General features: G+C 71.1%; 13 protein-coding genes. 10 read left to right on the plus strand and 3 right to left on the minus strand.

Annotated elements, in window-relative coordinates; all coding sequences use genetic code 11:
- The first annotated feature begins 10 nt into the window (after window positions 1–10).
- Genes J7520_RS12925 through J7520_RS12940 form a run of 4 tightly spaced genes read left to right on the plus strand, consistent with a single transcriptional unit; the run spans window position 11 to window position 5,607 of the window.
- Window positions 11–3,832 (plus strand): translocation/assembly module TamB domain-containing protein, encoded by a 3,822-nt coding sequence (locus tag J7520_RS12925; RefSeq protein WP_291188879.1) that lies wholly within the window; start codon window positions 11–13, stop codon window positions 3,830–3,832.
- The gene (locus tag J7520_RS12930) at window positions 3,832–4,518 is read left to right on the plus strand and encodes a hypothetical protein (RefSeq protein WP_291188881.1); all 687 of its coding nucleotides are present in this window, start codon (window positions 3,832–3,834) and stop codon (window positions 4,516–4,518) included. The genes J7520_RS12925 and J7520_RS12930 overlap by 1 nt, the downstream gene beginning before the upstream one ends.
- On the plus strand, window positions 4,518–5,213 hold the full coding sequence (locus J7520_RS12935) for a class I SAM-dependent methyltransferase (protein ID WP_291188882.1): 696 nt from the start codon (window positions 4,518–4,520) through the stop codon (window positions 5,211–5,213). Before J7520_RS12930 ends, J7520_RS12935 begins: the two co-directional genes overlap by 1 nt.
- 34 nt (window positions 5,214–5,247) lie before the next feature.
- Complete coding sequence (locus tag J7520_RS12940) at window positions 5,248–5,607, plus strand: hypothetical protein (RefSeq protein ID WP_291188883.1); 360 nt, start codon at window positions 5,248–5,250, stop codon at window positions 5,605–5,607.
- On the opposite strand, the gene J7520_RS12945 is transcribed toward J7520_RS12940, so the two are convergent.
- The 3 genes from J7520_RS12945 to ubiH form a co-directional block, all read right to left on the minus strand.
- A complete protein-coding gene (locus tag J7520_RS12945) occupies window positions 5,588–6,892 on the minus strand; it encodes a nucleotide disphospho-sugar-binding domain-containing protein (RefSeq protein WP_291188885.1) in 1,305 nt (434 codons plus the stop codon). The genes J7520_RS12940 and J7520_RS12945 overlap by 20 nt on opposite strands.
- Window positions 6,893–6,961: 69 nt before the next feature.
- Window positions 6,962–8,224, minus strand: coding sequence for a UbiH/UbiF/VisC/COQ6 family ubiquinone biosynthesis hydroxylase (locus J7520_RS12950; RefSeq protein WP_291188887.1), 1,263 nt, complete (start codon window positions 8,222–8,224; stop codon window positions 6,962–6,964).
- Window positions 8,221–9,438 carry a 2-octaprenyl-6-methoxyphenyl hydroxylase gene (gene ubiH / locus J7520_RS12955; RefSeq protein WP_291188889.1) on the minus strand — a complete coding sequence of 406 codons (1,218 nt, stop codon included), beginning with the start codon at window positions 9,436–9,438 and terminating at the stop codon, window positions 8,221–8,223. The genes J7520_RS12950 and ubiH overlap by 4 nt, the downstream gene beginning before the upstream one ends.
- A 96-nt stretch (window positions 9,439–9,534) precedes the next feature.
- On the opposite strand from ubiH, the gene J7520_RS12960 reads away from it, so the two are divergent.
- The 6 genes from J7520_RS12960 (at window position 9,535) to J7520_RS12985 (ending at window position 16,096) form a co-directional block, all read left to right on the plus strand.
- A complete protein-coding gene (locus J7520_RS12960; protein WP_291188891.1) occupies window positions 9,535–10,176 on the plus strand; it encodes a hypothetical protein in 642 nt (213 codons plus the stop codon).
- Between the two features lie 10 nt (window positions 10,177–10,186).
- Window positions 10,187–10,744 carry a cob(I)yrinic acid a,c-diamide adenosyltransferase gene (locus J7520_RS12965; protein WP_291188893.1) on the plus strand — a complete coding sequence of 186 codons (558 nt, stop codon included), beginning with the start codon at window positions 10,187–10,189 and terminating at the stop codon, window positions 10,742–10,744.
- A 13-nt stretch (window positions 10,745–10,757) separates the two neighbouring features.
- Window positions 10,758–11,213: a hypothetical protein gene (locus J7520_RS12970; RefSeq protein WP_291188895.1), complete on the plus strand. Its 456-nt coding sequence runs from the start codon at window positions 10,758–10,760 to the stop codon at window positions 11,211–11,213.
- Window positions 11,210–12,127: a histone deacetylase family protein gene (locus J7520_RS12975; RefSeq protein ID WP_291188896.1), complete on the plus strand. Its 918-nt coding sequence runs from the start codon at window positions 11,210–11,212 to the stop codon at window positions 12,125–12,127. Before J7520_RS12970 ends, J7520_RS12975 begins: the two co-directional genes overlap by 4 nt.
- A 105-nt stretch (window positions 12,128–12,232) precedes the next feature.
- Complete coding sequence (lptD, locus tag J7520_RS12980; RefSeq protein ID WP_291188897.1) at window positions 12,233–14,647, plus strand: LPS assembly protein LptD; 2,415 nt, start codon at window positions 12,233–12,235, stop codon at window positions 14,645–14,647.
- A 120-nt stretch (window positions 14,648–14,767) separates the two neighbouring features.
- Window positions 14,768–16,096, plus strand: a complete 1,329-nt coding sequence (locus J7520_RS12985; protein ID WP_291188898.1) for a peptidylprolyl isomerase — start codon at window positions 14,768–14,770, stop codon at window positions 16,094–16,096.
- Window position 16,097: the final 1 nt, after the last annotated feature.

Here is a 16,097-nt window from a genome sequence, read left to right on the forward strand (position 1 = left end):
GCGACCGTCCATGCGCGCGAAAATCCAACCGCCGCCGCGCCCGATGCGCGGCTTCGCGGCACGCCGGCTGCTGAAGTGGCTCGGCCTCGGCCTGCTCGGCCTGCTGCTGCTCGCGGCGGTGTTCGTCGGCTGGCTGGTCGGCACCGAATCGGGCGCGCGTTTCGCGCTGGCGCGCGCGGTCGCCTCGATGGAGGGACGCCTGTCGATCGCCGGATCGAGCGGCCGGCTGATCGGCCCGCTCACGCTCGACGGCGTGCACTACATTGACAAGGACACCGGCATCGACGCGAAGCTCGGTCGCGCGCGCGTCGACCTGAAGCCGCTGACCCTGCTGTCGCGCGTCGTGCACGTCACCGACCTCGAGGCCGACGACGTCGAGCTGTCGCTGACCACGGTGCCGCCGAAACCGCAGCCGGAGCCGGCGCAGCCGTTCTCGCTGGTCGCGCCGATCGACGTCTTCGTCGACCGCGTGAAGTTCCAGCGCGCGGCGATCACGCAGGACGGCAAGCCGGTATTCGCGTTCGACTCGCTCGACCTCGGCCTCGAATGGACCAAGACCAACGCCGCCGTGCGCAAGCTCGCGCTGCGCGCGCCGGAAGGCACGGTCGACCTCTCCGCGGCCGTGTCGGTGCTCGACGGCTACCCGGGCGAAGGCGAATCGGCGTTCCACTGGAAGGCCGGCGACGTCACCGTGGCCGGCACGCTGAAGGCCAAGGGCGACGGCAAGCAGGCGCGCATCGATCTCGTCCTGACCGAGCCGACGCCGGCGACGATCGAGGCGGTGCTGACGCAGTCCAGTGACTTGCCGTGGACGGCCAAGATCGAGGTGCCGCGTTTCGATCCGAAGACCGTACAGAAGGACATGACGCTGAACGCGCTGGCGCTCTCGCTGCAAGGCTCGGGCGACAAGCAGCACGGCGACGTGCAGGCCACGCTCGACCTCAACGAACATCGCGTCCTGCTCGCGCCGCTGCGCTACGCGCTCGACGGGCAGAAGCTGAAGATCGAAGCGCTCACGCTGAAGTCGCCGGAAGCCGCCGGCACGCTGAACGCGAACGGCGAGATCCAGCTCGACGCCAAGCCGGTCGCGGCGACGCTCGCGCTGAACTGGGACGGCGTCGAACTGCCGGCCGATCTCGCCGGCCAGGCGCTGGCCACGCACGGCAAGCTCGACTTCGCCGGCAGCGCGGAGAAATTCCACAGCGAAGGCACGCTGTCGATCGGCCCGCCGGGCAAGCTCGCCGACCTCGCGCTGAACGTCGACGGCACGCCCGAGGCGATCGCGCTGAAGCAGCTCGCGCTGGTGCAGCCGACCAAGAGCGGTGCGAAGGGCGGCCTCGACGCGCAGGGCACGGTCACGCTGAAGCCGGCGCTCGGCTGGAAGCTCACCGCGAAGGCGAACCAGCTCGATCCCGGCGCGTTCGCCGCCGACTGGCCGGGCGCACTGAACTTCGACCTCGCCACCGACGGCACGATGACGGACAAGGGCCCCGACGCGACGATCAAGCTCGCCGGCCTCGGCGGCACGTTGCGCAAGCGTCCGGTGTCCGGTTCGGCGGATCTCACGATCAAGCCGGAATTCGTCGTCGACGGCACGCTCGACCTCGCCTCCGGCAAGAGCCGCGTCGACGTGACCGGCCGCGGCGGCGCGAACCAGACCGACGCCACCATCAAGCTCGCCATCGCCTCGCTCGGCGACTGGCTGCCGGACGCCGGCGGCCGCCTCGACGGCGATTTCCGCGTACAGGGCAAGTGGCCGAAGCTCGCCGTCAGCGGCAGCGCGAACGGCAGCGGCATCGCCTCCGGCGGCACCCAGGTCGGCTCGCTGCAGCTGCGCCTCGACGTGCCGGAAATCCAGCCGCCGCGCGGCACGGTGAACCTCAAGGCGTCGAAGATCGCGGCCGGCGGCCTCGCCTTCGATTCGCTCGATCTCGACGCCGGCGGCAACCAGCAGGCGCACGAACTCAAGCTCGTCGCCGCCGGCACGCCGCTGTCGACGACGCTGGCGCTGTCCGGCGGCGCGAAGGACGACGGCCGCTGGAACGGCACGCTGAAGACGCTCGACCTCGACATCAAGGATGCGCCCAAGCTCGCTCTGGAACAGCCCGCGCAACTCGCCTGGGACGGCAAGCAGTTCAACGCGAGCGAGATCTGCCTCGCCGGCGGCGGGCCGCGGCTGTGCGTGGCGGGCAACGGCGGCGCCGACGGCGCGCTCGCCGCGCGCTATCGCATCGAACAGCTGCCGCTGGCGCTGATCACCAAGCTCGCCGCGCCGGATGCGCCGTTCAAGGCCGACGGCATCATCGCCGGCAACGGCGACATCCGCCGCGACGCCAAGGGCGCGCTGAACGGCACCGCCGCGATCACCTCCGACAAGGGCAGCGTCGCCTATCCCGACAACGCGACGCAGCCGCTGCTGTCCTACACCGGCTTCGCCGTCAACGCACAGCTGGCGCCGCAGTCCACGCACGCCACCGTGCGCGCCGCGCTCGACCACGACGGCAAGCTCGACGGCGAAGTCACGCTGAGCGGTGCGCCCGGCTCCGCGCAGGGCCTGTCCGGCCGCGTCGACCTGGCGCTGAACTCGCTCGCCTTCGTCGAGCTGCTGACCACCGAGGTCGCCAACGTCAAGGGCCGCCTCGCCGCGAACTACGCGATCGCCGGCACCACCGCCGCGCCGCAGCTGAGCGGCGCGCTGAGCTTGAAGGAATTCGCCGCCGAAGTGCCGGCCGCCGGCCTCAAGCTGCACGACGGCGACATCACGGTGAAGGCGACCGACACCGAGCACTTCGCGCTCGACGGCACGCTGAAGTCGGGCGACGGCACGCTGAAGCTCTCCGGCAGCGGCGGTGTCGGCGCGACCGCGCCGCTGCACGCGACGATCCAGGGACAGAACTTCCTCGCCGCCGACATCCCCGCGGCGAAGGTGTTCATCTCGCCGGACCTCACCATCGACCGTGACGCCGATCGCCTCAGCGTCGGCGGCAGCATCGAGATTCCGAAGACCGACGTGGACCTGGCCAAGCTGCCCGGCGGCGGCGTCGCCAAGGGCTCGCCGGACGTCGTCGTCACCGACGCGGAGCAGCCCGCGCCGGGCAAGCCGCTGCCGGTCGTCGTCGCCGTCACCGTCAAGCTCGGCGACGAGGTCAAGCTCGCCGGCTTCGGCCTCGACGGCAAGATCGGCGGCCAGCTGAAGATCGACCAGCGCCCCGGCAAGGTCGCCACCGGCACCGGCACGCTCAACGTCAGCGGCACCTACAAGGCCTACGGCCAGGATCTCAACATCGAGTCCGGCCGCCTGCTGTTCGCCGGCACGGCGCTCGACAATCCGGGCCTGGACATCCGTGCCGTGCGCACGATCCTCGGCAGCTCCGGCCTCGGCGACGACAACATCAAGGCCGGCCTGATGGTGCGCGGCACCGCCCTGGTGCCGGTGCTGACGGTGTTCTCGCAACCGGCGATGGAACAATCCGACGCGCTCTCCTACATCATGACCGGCAAGCCGCTGTCGGGCCTGAAGAGCGGCGAAGGCGACATGGTCGGCACCGCCGCGCGCGCGCTCGGCTCGGCCGGCGGCGACCTGCTCGCCAAGGGCGTCGGCGCCCGTCTCGGCGTCGACGCCGGCGTCTCCGACAGCACCGCGCTCGGCGGCAGCGCGTTCACCGTCGGCAAGTACCTCTCTCCGAAACTCTATCTTTCCTACGGCGTCGGCCTGTTCACGCCCGGCCAGGTCATCACGCTGCGCTACCTGATCAGCAAGCGCTTCAACTTCGAAGCGCAGAACGCGACCACCGGCAACCGCGCCGGCATCAACTACCGCTACGAGCGCTGATGTCCACGCCGATGCGCGAACGGGAAGTCTCCCGGCTCCGCGCGCGGCTGCTGCGCATCGGCTTCCCGCGCCTGCGCATGCTCGTGCTGATCCTGCTGACCGGCGGCGCCGGCCTGCTCGCCTCGTACCTGATGCTGCGCGCCGGCCTGCTGTCGATGCCGCTGCGCTACGCGCTCGCGCTGCTGGTCGCGTACGGCGTCTTCCTGCTGCTCGTGCGCTGGTTCGTGCGGCACGGGGAGCCGGATCTTCCCGACGTCCAGGCCTCCGGCAACCACTCGCCATGCGACGACACGTCCGATGCCGCCGTCGTCGACTCCGCCCACGGCGGTTCCGGCGGGAGCTGGCTCGACGCGTTCGACGCCGCCGACGAACTGGTGCTGCCGCTGCTGTTCGTGCTCGCCGTCGCCGCGGTCGCGTTCGCCTCGCTGTGGGTCGTGGTGTCCGCGCCCACGCTGTTCGCCGAACTGGCGATCGACGGCGCCCTGTCGGCCGGCCTGTACCGGCGCCTGCGCAGGATCGACACGCGCCATTGGCTCGACACCGCCGTGCGCCGCACGATCGGACCGTTCGCGGCGACGGCGCTCGCGCTGGTCCTGTTCGCCTTCGCCGCGCAGCACTATCGCCCGCAGGCGCATTCGATCGGCGAGGTGTTCGACCGCCCCGCGGCCGAAGCGAGCTGGCGCTGATGTCCGCCGACGAAACCGAACGCCGCCTGCAACGAAGCTGGCGCACCAACGCCGCCGCCTGGACGCGCGCGGTGCGCGAGCAGCGCATCCCGAGCCGCCGCGCCGGCACCGACGCCGCCGTACTCGACGCCGTGCTCGCGACCGGCGCCCGGCGCATCCTCGACGTCGGCTGCGGCGAGGGCTGGCTGGCGCGCGCACTGGCCGCGCACGGGCGCGAGGTCGTCGGCATCGACGCCAGCGCCGAGTTGATCGCCGCGGCGAACGAACTCGGCGGCGCCCGCTTCGAAACCCTTTCCTACGCCGACCTCGACGCGCACGCCGCCGGGCTCGGACGATTCGACGCGGCGGTGTGCAACTTCGCCCTGCTCGGCGAGGACCTGGGCGCGCCGCTGCGCGCGCTCGGCCGCGTTTTGCAACCCGGCGGCAGGCTCGTGGTGCAGACCGTGCATCCGTGGATCGCCTGCGGCGACGCGCCGTACATCGACGGCTGGCGCCTGGAAACCTTCGCCGGTTTCGGCGAGGGATTCGACGCGCCGATGCCGTGGTATTTCCGCACGCTCGCCTCCTGGCTCGCCGCCGTCGCCGCGAACGGCTACCTCGTCGAACGCGTGGTCGAGCCCGTCGACGCGGCGAGCGGCCGCCCGCTGTCGCTGCTGCTGCAGGCGGCTTTACAAAAACGAACGTCGCCGGCGTGAACTCGGGCCGGCGCGGCCGGTCCGTTTCACGGTCATGTCCGCCGCACGCGAAAATCCCTCGACCGCCGACACGCGCGATCCGCGGCGCACGCTCGAAGCGGACCTGTGCATCCACATCTTCACCGCCTCGGCCGCCCTGGTCGGCGTCTGCCTGACCGTCATCGGCCTCCTGCAGGTCGTCACCGCGGCGACCAAGGCCGCCACCATCGGCGACGACCTGCTCGCCGCCGACGCGACGCTGTTCATGCTCTCGTGCCTGCTCGCGTACTGGGCGCTGCGCTCGCGCAACTCGCGCCGCATGCACCGGATCGAGCGCGTCGCCGACGCGATCTTCCTCGCCGGACTGCTGCTGATGACCGCCGTCTGCGGCGTGATCACCTGGGCGATTCTTTGACTCCGTCCGCGCGCGAACTCGCGTGCCGCTCGACTGCGTCCGCCGCCGCCTTCGCCGGTTCCGCGTGACGCGTCAGGATGGCCGCGAACGCACGCGCATTGGCGCGCAGGCGCTCGTCGGCCAGCACGCGCTCGGTGTGCGCGACGACGTGGCTCCACGGCGTCGAGATCGCCTTCTCGAAATAGCGCTGGCGATCGGCGAAGTCGCGCAGGCCGACCGGATTCAGGTTGACGCCGACGCCGAGCTCCTCGAGCCGCGAGGCGATCGTCGCCTGGTCGATGTTGTGCGGCAGCGCGACGACCGGCTTGCCGTGCCACAGCGCCTGCATCACCGTGCCGTGGCCGCCGGCCGTGATGACGACGTCGGCCTGCGCGCTGGCCTTCATGCCCGGCGTGTAGGCCTGCACGACGAAGCCGGGGTGGTCCGGCGCGAACTGCTCGCGCGGGAAGTTCGGGCCGATCGTCAGCAGCACGTTCCAGTCGGTGCGCAGCGCCAGCGCGGCGATCAGTTCCTCGTAGCTTTGCCGGCGGTAGACCGAGCCGCCGAGCGAGACGTAGATCAGCGGCTTGGACGGATCGGCGGCGAACAGGCGCTCGCGCTCCAGCTCGGCGCGCTCGAATCCGGACCAGAACAGCGGTCCGACGTAGCGCAGGCCCTGCCGGCCGGCGCGCTCGACCGGCTCGAACTCCTCGCAGCTCGGAATCAGCACCTGCGTACTGCGATTGAGTTCGCCGCGGCTCATCGGCGCGCCCGGCACGCCGAGTTCGCGATAGAACGAGCGGATCTCCTCAAGATACGTCGAGCTGAACTTGCGCTCGAACAGCGGCTTGGCCAGCGTGCGCGTCAGGCGGTCGGCGAACGTGTCGCGCGAGCGCGAGAGGCCGAGCAGCCCCTTGAACTCCGGCAGCCACTGCGCGTTGACGATGGAGACCTGCGGGATGCCGAACTTCAGGCTCGCGATCGGGCCGAAGAAGCTCGGCGAGGAGACGATCACGTCCGGCCGGAACGCCTCCGCCGCGGCCAGCTCGTCGCCGAGCCAGTCGAGGAAGCCGGCGCGGTGGCTGCGGAAATAGGTGATGCCCTGGTCGTGCTCGTCGTTGAGATTGACGTCGGCGTGCCCGTCGCCGTGCACCGCATGCCCGGCCGCTTCGACGAAGGCCTTCTTCGAGACCGACGTCGTGAACCGCGTCGCGTGCCCGCGCGCGGCGAGTTCGTCGGCGATCGGCAGCAGCCGCGCCACGTGCGCGATCGCCCCGCCGGAATACGGCGTGAAAAGTATCCGCATGCACCCTCTCGTCGCGAGGACGCGCCCCCTGTGGCGCGGGGGCAGTGTAGCGGCTGTCGGCGCGCGAGGTCAGCGACCGGCGGCGCGATTCGCGAACCAATGCTTGATCGGGCCGAAGCGATCGACGGCGGCCAACGCGGCGCCGCGCAGTGCGGCGACTGGCCCGATGTCGGTGCCGAACACGCGCTCGATCGCATCGAGCCCGCGCGCGGCCAGCGTGTTCTCGCTGCGCCGCTCGCGCTCGTAGCGGCGCAGGATCGGCGCGGCGCCGTGGTCATCGCCGCGCTCGCGCGCCTCGCGCAGCACGCGGCGCAGGCAGGCGACGTCGCGGAAGCCGAGGTTCATGCCCTGCCCGGCCAGCGGATGCACGACGTGCGCCGCGTCGCCGACCAGCGCGCAGCGGCCGTCGACGTAGCGCTCGGCCAGGCGCAGGCGCAGTGGGAATGCGAGGCGCGGCGTCGCGGCGGTGATCGCACCGAGGCGGAAATCGAAGGCGCAGCCGAGTTCGGCGCGGAACGCCGCGTCGTCGAGCGCGAGCACGCGCGCGGCTTCGGCGTCCGGCAGCGACCAGACGATCGAGCAGCGCCCGTCGGCGAGCGGCAGGAACGCGAGCGGGCCGCCGGGCTGAAAGCGCTGCCAGGCGGTCGATTCGTGCGGGCGTTCGGTGGCGACGTGCGCGACCACGGCACGCTGGCCGTAGTCGCGCCCGCCGAAGGCGATGCCGAGGCGCCCGCGCAGCGAGGACTCGGCGCCTTCCGCGGCGACCAGCAATGCCGCACGCAGCCGCGTGCCGTCGTCGAGCGTCGCGACGACGGCCTCGTCGCCGTTCTCGATCTCCACCACTTCGGCCGGGCAGTGCACGCGCACGTCGCCGGCAGCGCGACGGCTCTCGAAGATGCGGCCGCTGTAGGTCGCCGCGCGGTCTTCGCGATCGAGGGCCACCGCCGACGCTCCCGCCGCGCAGGCGCGCCAGAGCGCGTCCTGGATCAGGCGATTCTCGACGATCCAACCGAGCGCCGCCGCGCCGCGCTCGGCGGCGTCGAAGTGCAGTTCGCCGGGTGCCAGCGCGTCCCACACGCGCATGTGCCGATAGGCGCCGGCGCGCCGCTCGGCGATGGACGTCCAGACGTCCAGGTCGTCGAGCAGGTCGCGCGCGTCCGGCGCCAGCGCGACGACGCGCGGATCGACCTCGTCCTCGGCGCGCCACGGCTTCGGCGCGCGCGCCTCGACCAGGGCGACCTCGAAACCGTCGCGCGCCAGCGCGAGCGCGAGCGCGGCGCCGACCGGACCTGCGCCGACCACGACGGCGTCGAGGATCTGGCGGCGGCTCATCGCAGCAGACTCAGTGCCGGCGTGTCGCCGCGATAGCCCATGCCGCGCAGCGCGAAGCGGCGCTTCAGCGGACCGATGCGGTCGAGCGCGTGGAAGCCGATCGAGCGCAGCACGCGCAGCGGCGCGAAATCGTTGCCCATCAGACGCACCAGATCGTCGCTGAACGAGGTCGTCGCGGTGCGATCCTCGCCACGCCGCGCGGCGTGGCGCGCGAGCAGGTCGGCGCTGCCTGGATCGGCCTGCGCTGCCTGCGCCTCGCGCAACAGCTCGGCCAGGGTCAGCGCGTCGCGCAGGCCGAGGTTGAAGCCCTGCGCGCCGAGCGGATGCACGGTCTGCGCGGCATTGCCGACCAGCACCGCGCGCGGCGCCGTCGTGCGCGCGGCGAGCAGGCGCGCGAGCGGATACGGCTTGCGCCTGCCGGGCCGCGAGAAGCGGCCGACGCGCCAGCCGAAGCGCTCGTGCACGAAATCGAGGAAGGTGTCGTCGTCGAGCGCGGCCACGCGCGTGGCGTCGGCCGACGGCACGCTGAGCACCAGTCCGGCGCGTCGCTCGCCGAGCGGCAGCAGCGCGACCGGGCCGGAATCCGTGAAGCGCTCGTAGGCGGTGCCGGCCAGCGGCCGCTCGGTCGTCACGGTGGTCACGAAGGCGGACTGCGCGTAGTCGTGGCGCTCGGCCTCGATGCCGAGCCGGCCACGCACGAAGGATTCGGTGCCGTCGGCCCCGACCAGCAGGCGCGTGCGCAGGCGCCGCGTCGTCTCGCCGACGCGCAGCTCGACCGTGACGAATTCCTCGCCGGCCTCGATGCCGACCGCCTGCGCCGGCGCCAGGCGTGCCAGCGCGCTGCATGCCTCGAGCCGCCGCAGCAGCGCGTTGCCGAGTTCGCGCGCGGGCAGCACGGCGCCGAAGGCCGGCAATCCCAGTTCCGCCGCGTCCAGCCGCACCGCGCCGAAGTCGCCGCGGCGGCTGACGTGGATGCGCCGGATCGGCACCGGCGCGACCGGCGCGCGCGCGTCGAGCACGCCGAGCGCCTCGAGCGCGTTGAGGCTGGCGCGCGCGAGCGCGAGGTTGCGCTCGTCGTAGCTCGGCTGCAGGTCGACGCGCGGCGCCGCGGCTTCGGCCAGCGCGACCGACAGGCCGGCCCCGTCGAGCGCGATCGCCAGGCTCGCGCCGACCAGGCCGCCGCCGATGATCAGGACGTCACAGGTTTCGCTCATGCCGCGATGATACCCGCCCGCTGCGGGTGCGGATGCCTGCGGCGCCGCGACGCAGCGTTCGGCTAAACTACCGGCTCGTTCGACCGGAACACGACCATGACCGCCACCGATTCCCCCCTCTCCGCTTCCTGGCGCTTCGGCCTCTTCGCGATCCTGGCGATCGTGATGATCGCCACGCGCTCGAACCTGATCACGCTCGGCACGCACATCGGCTCGCTGCCGGACGCGTCCTGGGCCGTGTTCTTCATCGCCGGTTTCTACCTGCGAGGCTCGGTGCGCTGGGCGTTCCCGGCGCTGATGGCGCTGGCGGTGGCGATCGACTACTTCGTCATCACGCGCGCCGGACTCAGCTTCTGGAGCCACTACTGCGTGTCGCCGGCGTACTGGTTCCTGGTGCCGAGCTACGCGGCGCTGTGGTTCGGCGGCGCATGGCTGCGCCAGCGCTACGCCGGCATCCACACGCGCGAACTCGCGCTGCTGCTCGGCAGCGTGGTGGTCGCGGCCAGCGTCTGCTACCTGATCTCCAACGGCAGCTACTACTGGCTCAGCGACCACTGGCTGGCCGGCTCCGCCTCGCCGCGCAGCTTCGCCGGCTGGAGCAAGAACCTCGGCGACTGGTACCTCTCCTTCGTCGGCATGGCCCTGGTCTACGTCGTCGTCGCCGCCGTGCTGCACGTGCTGACCGTGCAGGCGCTGCGCTGGCTGCTGGCCGGCGCGGAAGGCAAGCAGCGGCGCTGACGTCGCCGTCGTGGGCAACCGCCTCTCGAAAATCTACACGCGCACCGGCGACGACGGCACGACCGGCCTCGGCGACGGCACGCGCGTGGCGAAGGATTCGGCGCGCGTCGCCGCCTACGGCACGGTCGACGAGTTGAACAGCGCGCTCGGCATCGTGCTTGCGGTCGAACTGCCCGAGCGCGTGCGCGAGACCCTGACGCAGGTCCAGCACGACCTGTTCGATCTCGGCGGCGAGTTGTGCATCCCGGGCATGGCGATGGTGCACGCCGCCGACGTGGAACGGCTCGAGCAGACGCTGGACGCGTTCAACGAAGACCTGCCGCCGCTGAAGGATTTCATCCTGCCCGGCGGCGGGCTCGCCGCCGCGCATTGCCATCTCGCGCGCACGATCTGCCGGCGCGCCGAGCGCGAGGTCGTCACGCTGTCGCGCCACGACGCGATCCGGCCCGAGGCGATCCGCTACCTGAACCGCCTGTCCGACCTGTTGTTCGTGCTGGCGCGCGTGCTCGCGCGCGCCTCCGGCCACGGCGAGGTGCTGTGGCAGCACGAGCGGCGCAAGAAGAGCTGACGCCCCCAGCGCGATGACGCCGGACGAGGCCATCGCCTTCGTCGAAGAACACGGCATCGTGCTCGAATCCGCCTCGCTGCACGCATTGCCCTGCCTGGTCGAAGCGATTGCGGGCGAGACGCTCGGCGGTCGCTGGTGGGCGCATCCGCGCGGACGCGAGATCTTCGCGCTGACGCGTGCGGTGCGCGCATCGACGGCCATCGCCACCTGCCGCCTCGTCGAGGGCAGGATCACCTTCGTCCACGCGCGCTGCTGGCCGGCCCTCGCACGCATCGGCGGGGGCTTGCCCGGCACGGGCCTGGCGCGAATCGGCGAAATCCACACGGCGCAAGGACGGCATCGCGTCGAGGAACGGCGGTTCCCCGATTGGCTGCCCGCGCAAGCCGTCGCGTCCGCACGGGACTTGACGCCGGACGAAGCACGCGCGACGTTGGCCCTCCCTTCGTTTCTGTACGGGCAGCGCTCTTGAGCGTCGCGATCTACACGCACCCCAGCTGCCGCGAGCACGACACCGGCCCCGGCCATCCGGAATCGCCGGCGCGGCTCGCCGCCGTGCTCGAAGCGCTGGCCGAGCCGCGCTTCGCAGCGCTGCCGCGGATCGAGGCGCCGCGCGCGACGCGCGCGCAGCTCGCACGCGTGCACGCGCCGGCGCTGATCGAGCAGGTGCTCGATCCCGACGCGCCGGGCTGGCGTCCGCTCGACGCCGACACCTGGATGTCGCCGGCGTCGGCCGAAGCGGCGTTGCGCGCCGCCGGCGCGGTCGTCGCGGCGGTCGACGCATCGCTCGCCGATCCGCGGCGGCGCGCCTTCTGCGCGGTACGTCCGCCGGGCCATCACGCCACGCCCGACCAGGCGATGGGTTTCTGCCTGTTCAACAACGTCGCCGTCGGCGCGGCGCACGCGCTGGCGCAAGGCGTCGAACGCGTCGCCGTCGTCGACTTCGACGTGCACCACGGCAACGGCACGCAGGACATCTTCTGGAACACGCCGAACGTGCTCTACGCGTCCTCGCACCAGTCGCCGCTGTATCCGGGCAGCGGCGCGCGCGACGAGGTCGGCGCCGGCAACATCGTCAACGCTCCGCTGCTGCCGGAAAGCGGCTCGGCCGCGTTCCGCGCCGCGTACGAGATTCTCGTGCTGCCGGCGCTGGAAGCGTTCGCGCCGCAGCTGGTGCTGATCTCGGCCGGCTTCGACGCGCACCGCCTCGACCCGCTGGCCAACCTCAACCTCGACGCCGACGACTACGCCTGGCTGACCGCGCGCCTGGTCGAGCTGGCGAACCGGCACGCCGAAGGGCGCCTCGTGTCGAGCCTGGAAGGCGGCTACAGCCTGACCGCCCTGCGCGAATCGACCGCGGCGCACGTCGCCGCCCTGCTCGGCTGAGCCGGCGCCTCGGCCCTGGCTGAACGCGCGGGGGCGCGATCGTTTGCCGCCCGCGAGCGCTTCCGGCAAGCTAGCGGTCTTGCGTCCAACGAAAAATCCGATTCCGTGCCTACTCGCTCCGCTTTGCGCCAGCAACGCCTGCTCGCGGCCGCCGTTCTCCTCGCCCTCGGTTCGCTCGCGCACGCGCAGGGCGACGACGCGCCGAACTGCCCGGCCGGCGTGTTCAAGTGCCCGAAGAAGCCGATCAGCTGGGAGATGTGCACGAAGAGCGACCTGCTCGATTTCTACGTGCCGGACCTGCCGACCACCGGCGATCGCAACAGCGCGCCGCGCGACGCCAGCGCGTTGAAGGTGACCAGCCCCGACAAGAGCCGCTACGTGCTCGAGGGCCAGGCGCAGATCAAGCAGCTCGACCTGCTGCTGCGCGCCGACCGGATCACCTACGACACGGACACCACCGACTACTCGACCGAAGGGCACGTGCGTTTCCAGGACCGCTCGATGCTGATGTCGGCCGAGCGCGCGCAGGGCAACGCCGACCTCGACCGCTGCACGCTCGAAGGCGTGCAGTACCAGCTCCTCAGCTCGCGCGGCAACGGCGTCGCGCAGGTCGCGGTGATGGAAGACGCCGATCGCACCAAGCTGACCGGCGCGCGCTACTCGACCTGCGATCTCAGCCACCAGCAGTGGGCGTTCGCCGCGCGCGAGATGACGCTCGATCGCGTCGAAGGCGTCGGCCGCGCGCGCAACGTGACGTTCCGCGTGCTCAACGTGCCGATCTTCTGGCTGCCGTACATGCGCTTCCCGCTCGACGATCGCCGCATCACCGGTTTCCTCGCGCCGACGATCGGCTACGGCAGCCGTCGCGGCCTCGACGTGACCCTGCCCTACTACCTCAACCTCGCGCCGAACTACGACGCGACCCTGATGCCGCGCATCATGAGCCAGCGCGGCTTCATGTTCGGCGCCGAGTTCCGCTACCTGACCGACGGCAGCAAGGGCGACTTCGCCTTCGACTACATCGGCAAGGACAACAAGGCGGAGGACGAGCGGCGCGAGTACGACCAGGACATCCCCGACAGCCGCTGGTGGTATCGCTGGCGCAATTCCACCGCGCTGAACGCGAACTGGGGCGTCGGCGTCGACGTCAACCGCGTGTCCGACGATCGCTACTTCGAGGATTTCGGTCGCGGCCTGTACAGCTCGGCGATCAGCTTCCTGCAGTCGAGCGCCTACCTCAACGGCCACGGCAGCTGGTGGAACGCCTCGATCGGCGGCGACGACTACCAGATCACCGATCCGACCCTGCCCAACCAGGCCGAACCGTACCGCCGCCTGCCGCGCGCGACGTTCACGGCCGAGAAGGCCTTCCTCGGCGACCTCACCGGCGGCGTGGAATCGGAATTCGTCGCGTTCGGCAAGAGCAGCTTCTGGTCCGGTCCGGACGGCAGCCGCACGCGCACGCGCCCGATCGAAGGCCAGCGCCTCGACCTGTTCCCGTATCTCACCTACCCGATCGAGACCTCGGCGTACTTCATCCGTCCGCAGATCGGCTACCGCTATACGACCTACTCGCTCGACCACATCGCCAAGCCCGGCGAGCCGGGCTACAACCCGCTGCTGAAGAATCGCGACCCGAGCCGCGGCACGCCGATCTTCAGCCTCGACACCGGTCTGATCTTCGAGCGCAACTTCACCTTCCGCGACTCGGGCTGGACGCAGACCCTGGAGCCGCGCGCGTACTACCTGCGCGTGCCGTACCGCGATCAGAACGACCTGCCGCTGTTCGACACGCAGGAAGTGCCGTTCAGCTTCGGCCAGTTGTTCCGCAGCAACCGCTTCGTCGGCGCCGATCGCCAGATGGACGCCAACAACCTGTCGCTGGCGCTGACCACGCGTTTCCTCGAGGACGCGACCGGCACCGAGCGCCTGTCGGCCAGCATCGGCCAGATCCGTTACTTCGACGACCAGCGTGTGCAGCTGCCGAACCCGGACAACACGCCGCGCAAGCCGACTGACTGGTCCGGTTCGATCTACGCCGCCGAAATCGAAGTGCGCCCGTCCGATCGCTGGCGCGTCGTGCTCGACCAGCAGTGGGATCCGAACCGCAAGGAGACGGATCTGTCGACCTTCACCCTGCAGAACCGCTTCGGCAGCGAAGGCGTGGTCAATTTCTCCTACCGCTACCGGCGCGACTTCCTCGAGCAGGTCGATCTCTCCGGCCTGGTGCCGCTGTCGCCCGGCTGGCGCCTGATCGGGCGCTGGAACTACGCGCTGAACAATCCGAACCCGAGCCCGCTCGATCCCAAGGGCCGCGACGGGCGCACGCTGGAGCGCTTCATCGGCGTCGAGCACGACACCTGCTGCGTGTCCTGGCGCCTGCTGATGCGCGACTGGATCCGCAACATCGAAGGCGAGCGCGACAAGGCGCTCTACTTCGAGCTGGAGTTCAAGGGCGTCGGCTCGATCGGCCAGAAGACGGACGACTTCCTGCGCCGTGGTATCCTTGGATTTCAATGAGCTAGCCGCGTTCGCGGCTGAACGCCGGCCCGTCGACGTCGGGCCGGCAGCGAACGAAGAACCGCTTCCACTGTCTCTCCCCGTCGACGCGCGTCGCGCGCCGAATCACCGGAATCCCGCATGAAGTCCCTGCTCGCCGCCCTGACCCTCGCCACCTTTTCCTTCGTCGCCGCGGGCGCCGCGCACGCGCAGGCCGCCGCCGAGAGCCAGCCGCTCGACCGCATCGTCGCGGTCGTCGGCGAGGACGTCGTGCTGCAGAGCGAACTGGACCGCGACGTGTCGCGCATCACCTCGCAGTACGCGCAGAGTCCGCAGCAGCTGCCGCCGCACGACGTGCTCGAGCGCCAGGTGCTCGACCGCCTGATCCTGCAGAAGCTGCAGCTGGCGCGTGCCGACGACACCGGCGTCAAGGTGTCCGACGCCGAGATCGACCGCTCGATGGGCGAGATCGCGCAGCAGAACGGCCTCGAACTCAGCCAGCTGCGCGGCGCGCTCACGCAGCAGGGCATCGACTACGACCAGTTCCGCCGCAACGTGCGCGACCAGCTGATCGTGCGTACGCTGCGCCAGCGCATCGCGCAGGGCCGCGCCCAGGTCAGCGACGCCGAGATCGACAGCCTGATCCGCAACGGCAACCTGCGCGGCGGCCAGCTGCACCTCGGCTACATCGTCGTCAACGTGCCCGACGGCGCGACGCCGGACCAGATCGACGAAGCCCAGCGCAAGGCCGAGGAAGCGAAGAAGCAGATCGACGACGGCATGGATTTCTCGGCCGCCGCGATCCGCTACTCCAGCGCGCAGAACGCGCTGCAGGGCGGCGACCTCGGCTGGCGCAATCGCGACGAACTGCCGCCGGCGCTGGCCGACGCGGCCGACAAGCTGCAGGAAGGCCAGGTCTCGCCGCCGATGCGCGGCCCGAACGGCTTCCACATCATCAAGCTGCTCGGCAAGCGCGACGGCGGTGCGCAGATGGTCACCGAGTACCACGCGCGCCACATCCTGATGAAGCCGAGCGAACTGCTGTCGAGCGACGAGGCGCACAAGCAGCTCGCCGCCGTGCGCCAGAAGATCGCCGCCGGCGAAGATTTCGAGAAGGCCGCCAGGGAATCCTCGCAGGACGACGCCACCGCGCGCCTCGGCGGCGACCTCGGCTGGTTCAGCGGCACCGCCTACGGCTCGCGCGTCGCCGAGCAGCTGCAGAACATGAAGCCGGGCGACGTCTCGCAGCCGTTCGAGACCGACGCCGGCTGGCACATCCTGCAGCTGGTCGACACGCGCAACACCGACAAGTCCGGCGAGCTGCAGCGCGACCAGGCGCGCAACATCCTGTACCAGCGCAAGGCCGAGGACGAGTACGAGAGCTTCCTGCGCCAGATCCGCAGCGAAGCCTACGTCGACATCCGCCTGCCCGGCGGCAACACGCCGCCGAAGCCCGCGACGACTCCGTAAG

Source organism: Dokdonella sp., from assembly GCF_017744955.1.
GTDB lineage: Bacteria > Pseudomonadota > Gammaproteobacteria > Xanthomonadales > Rhodanobacteraceae > Dokdonella_A.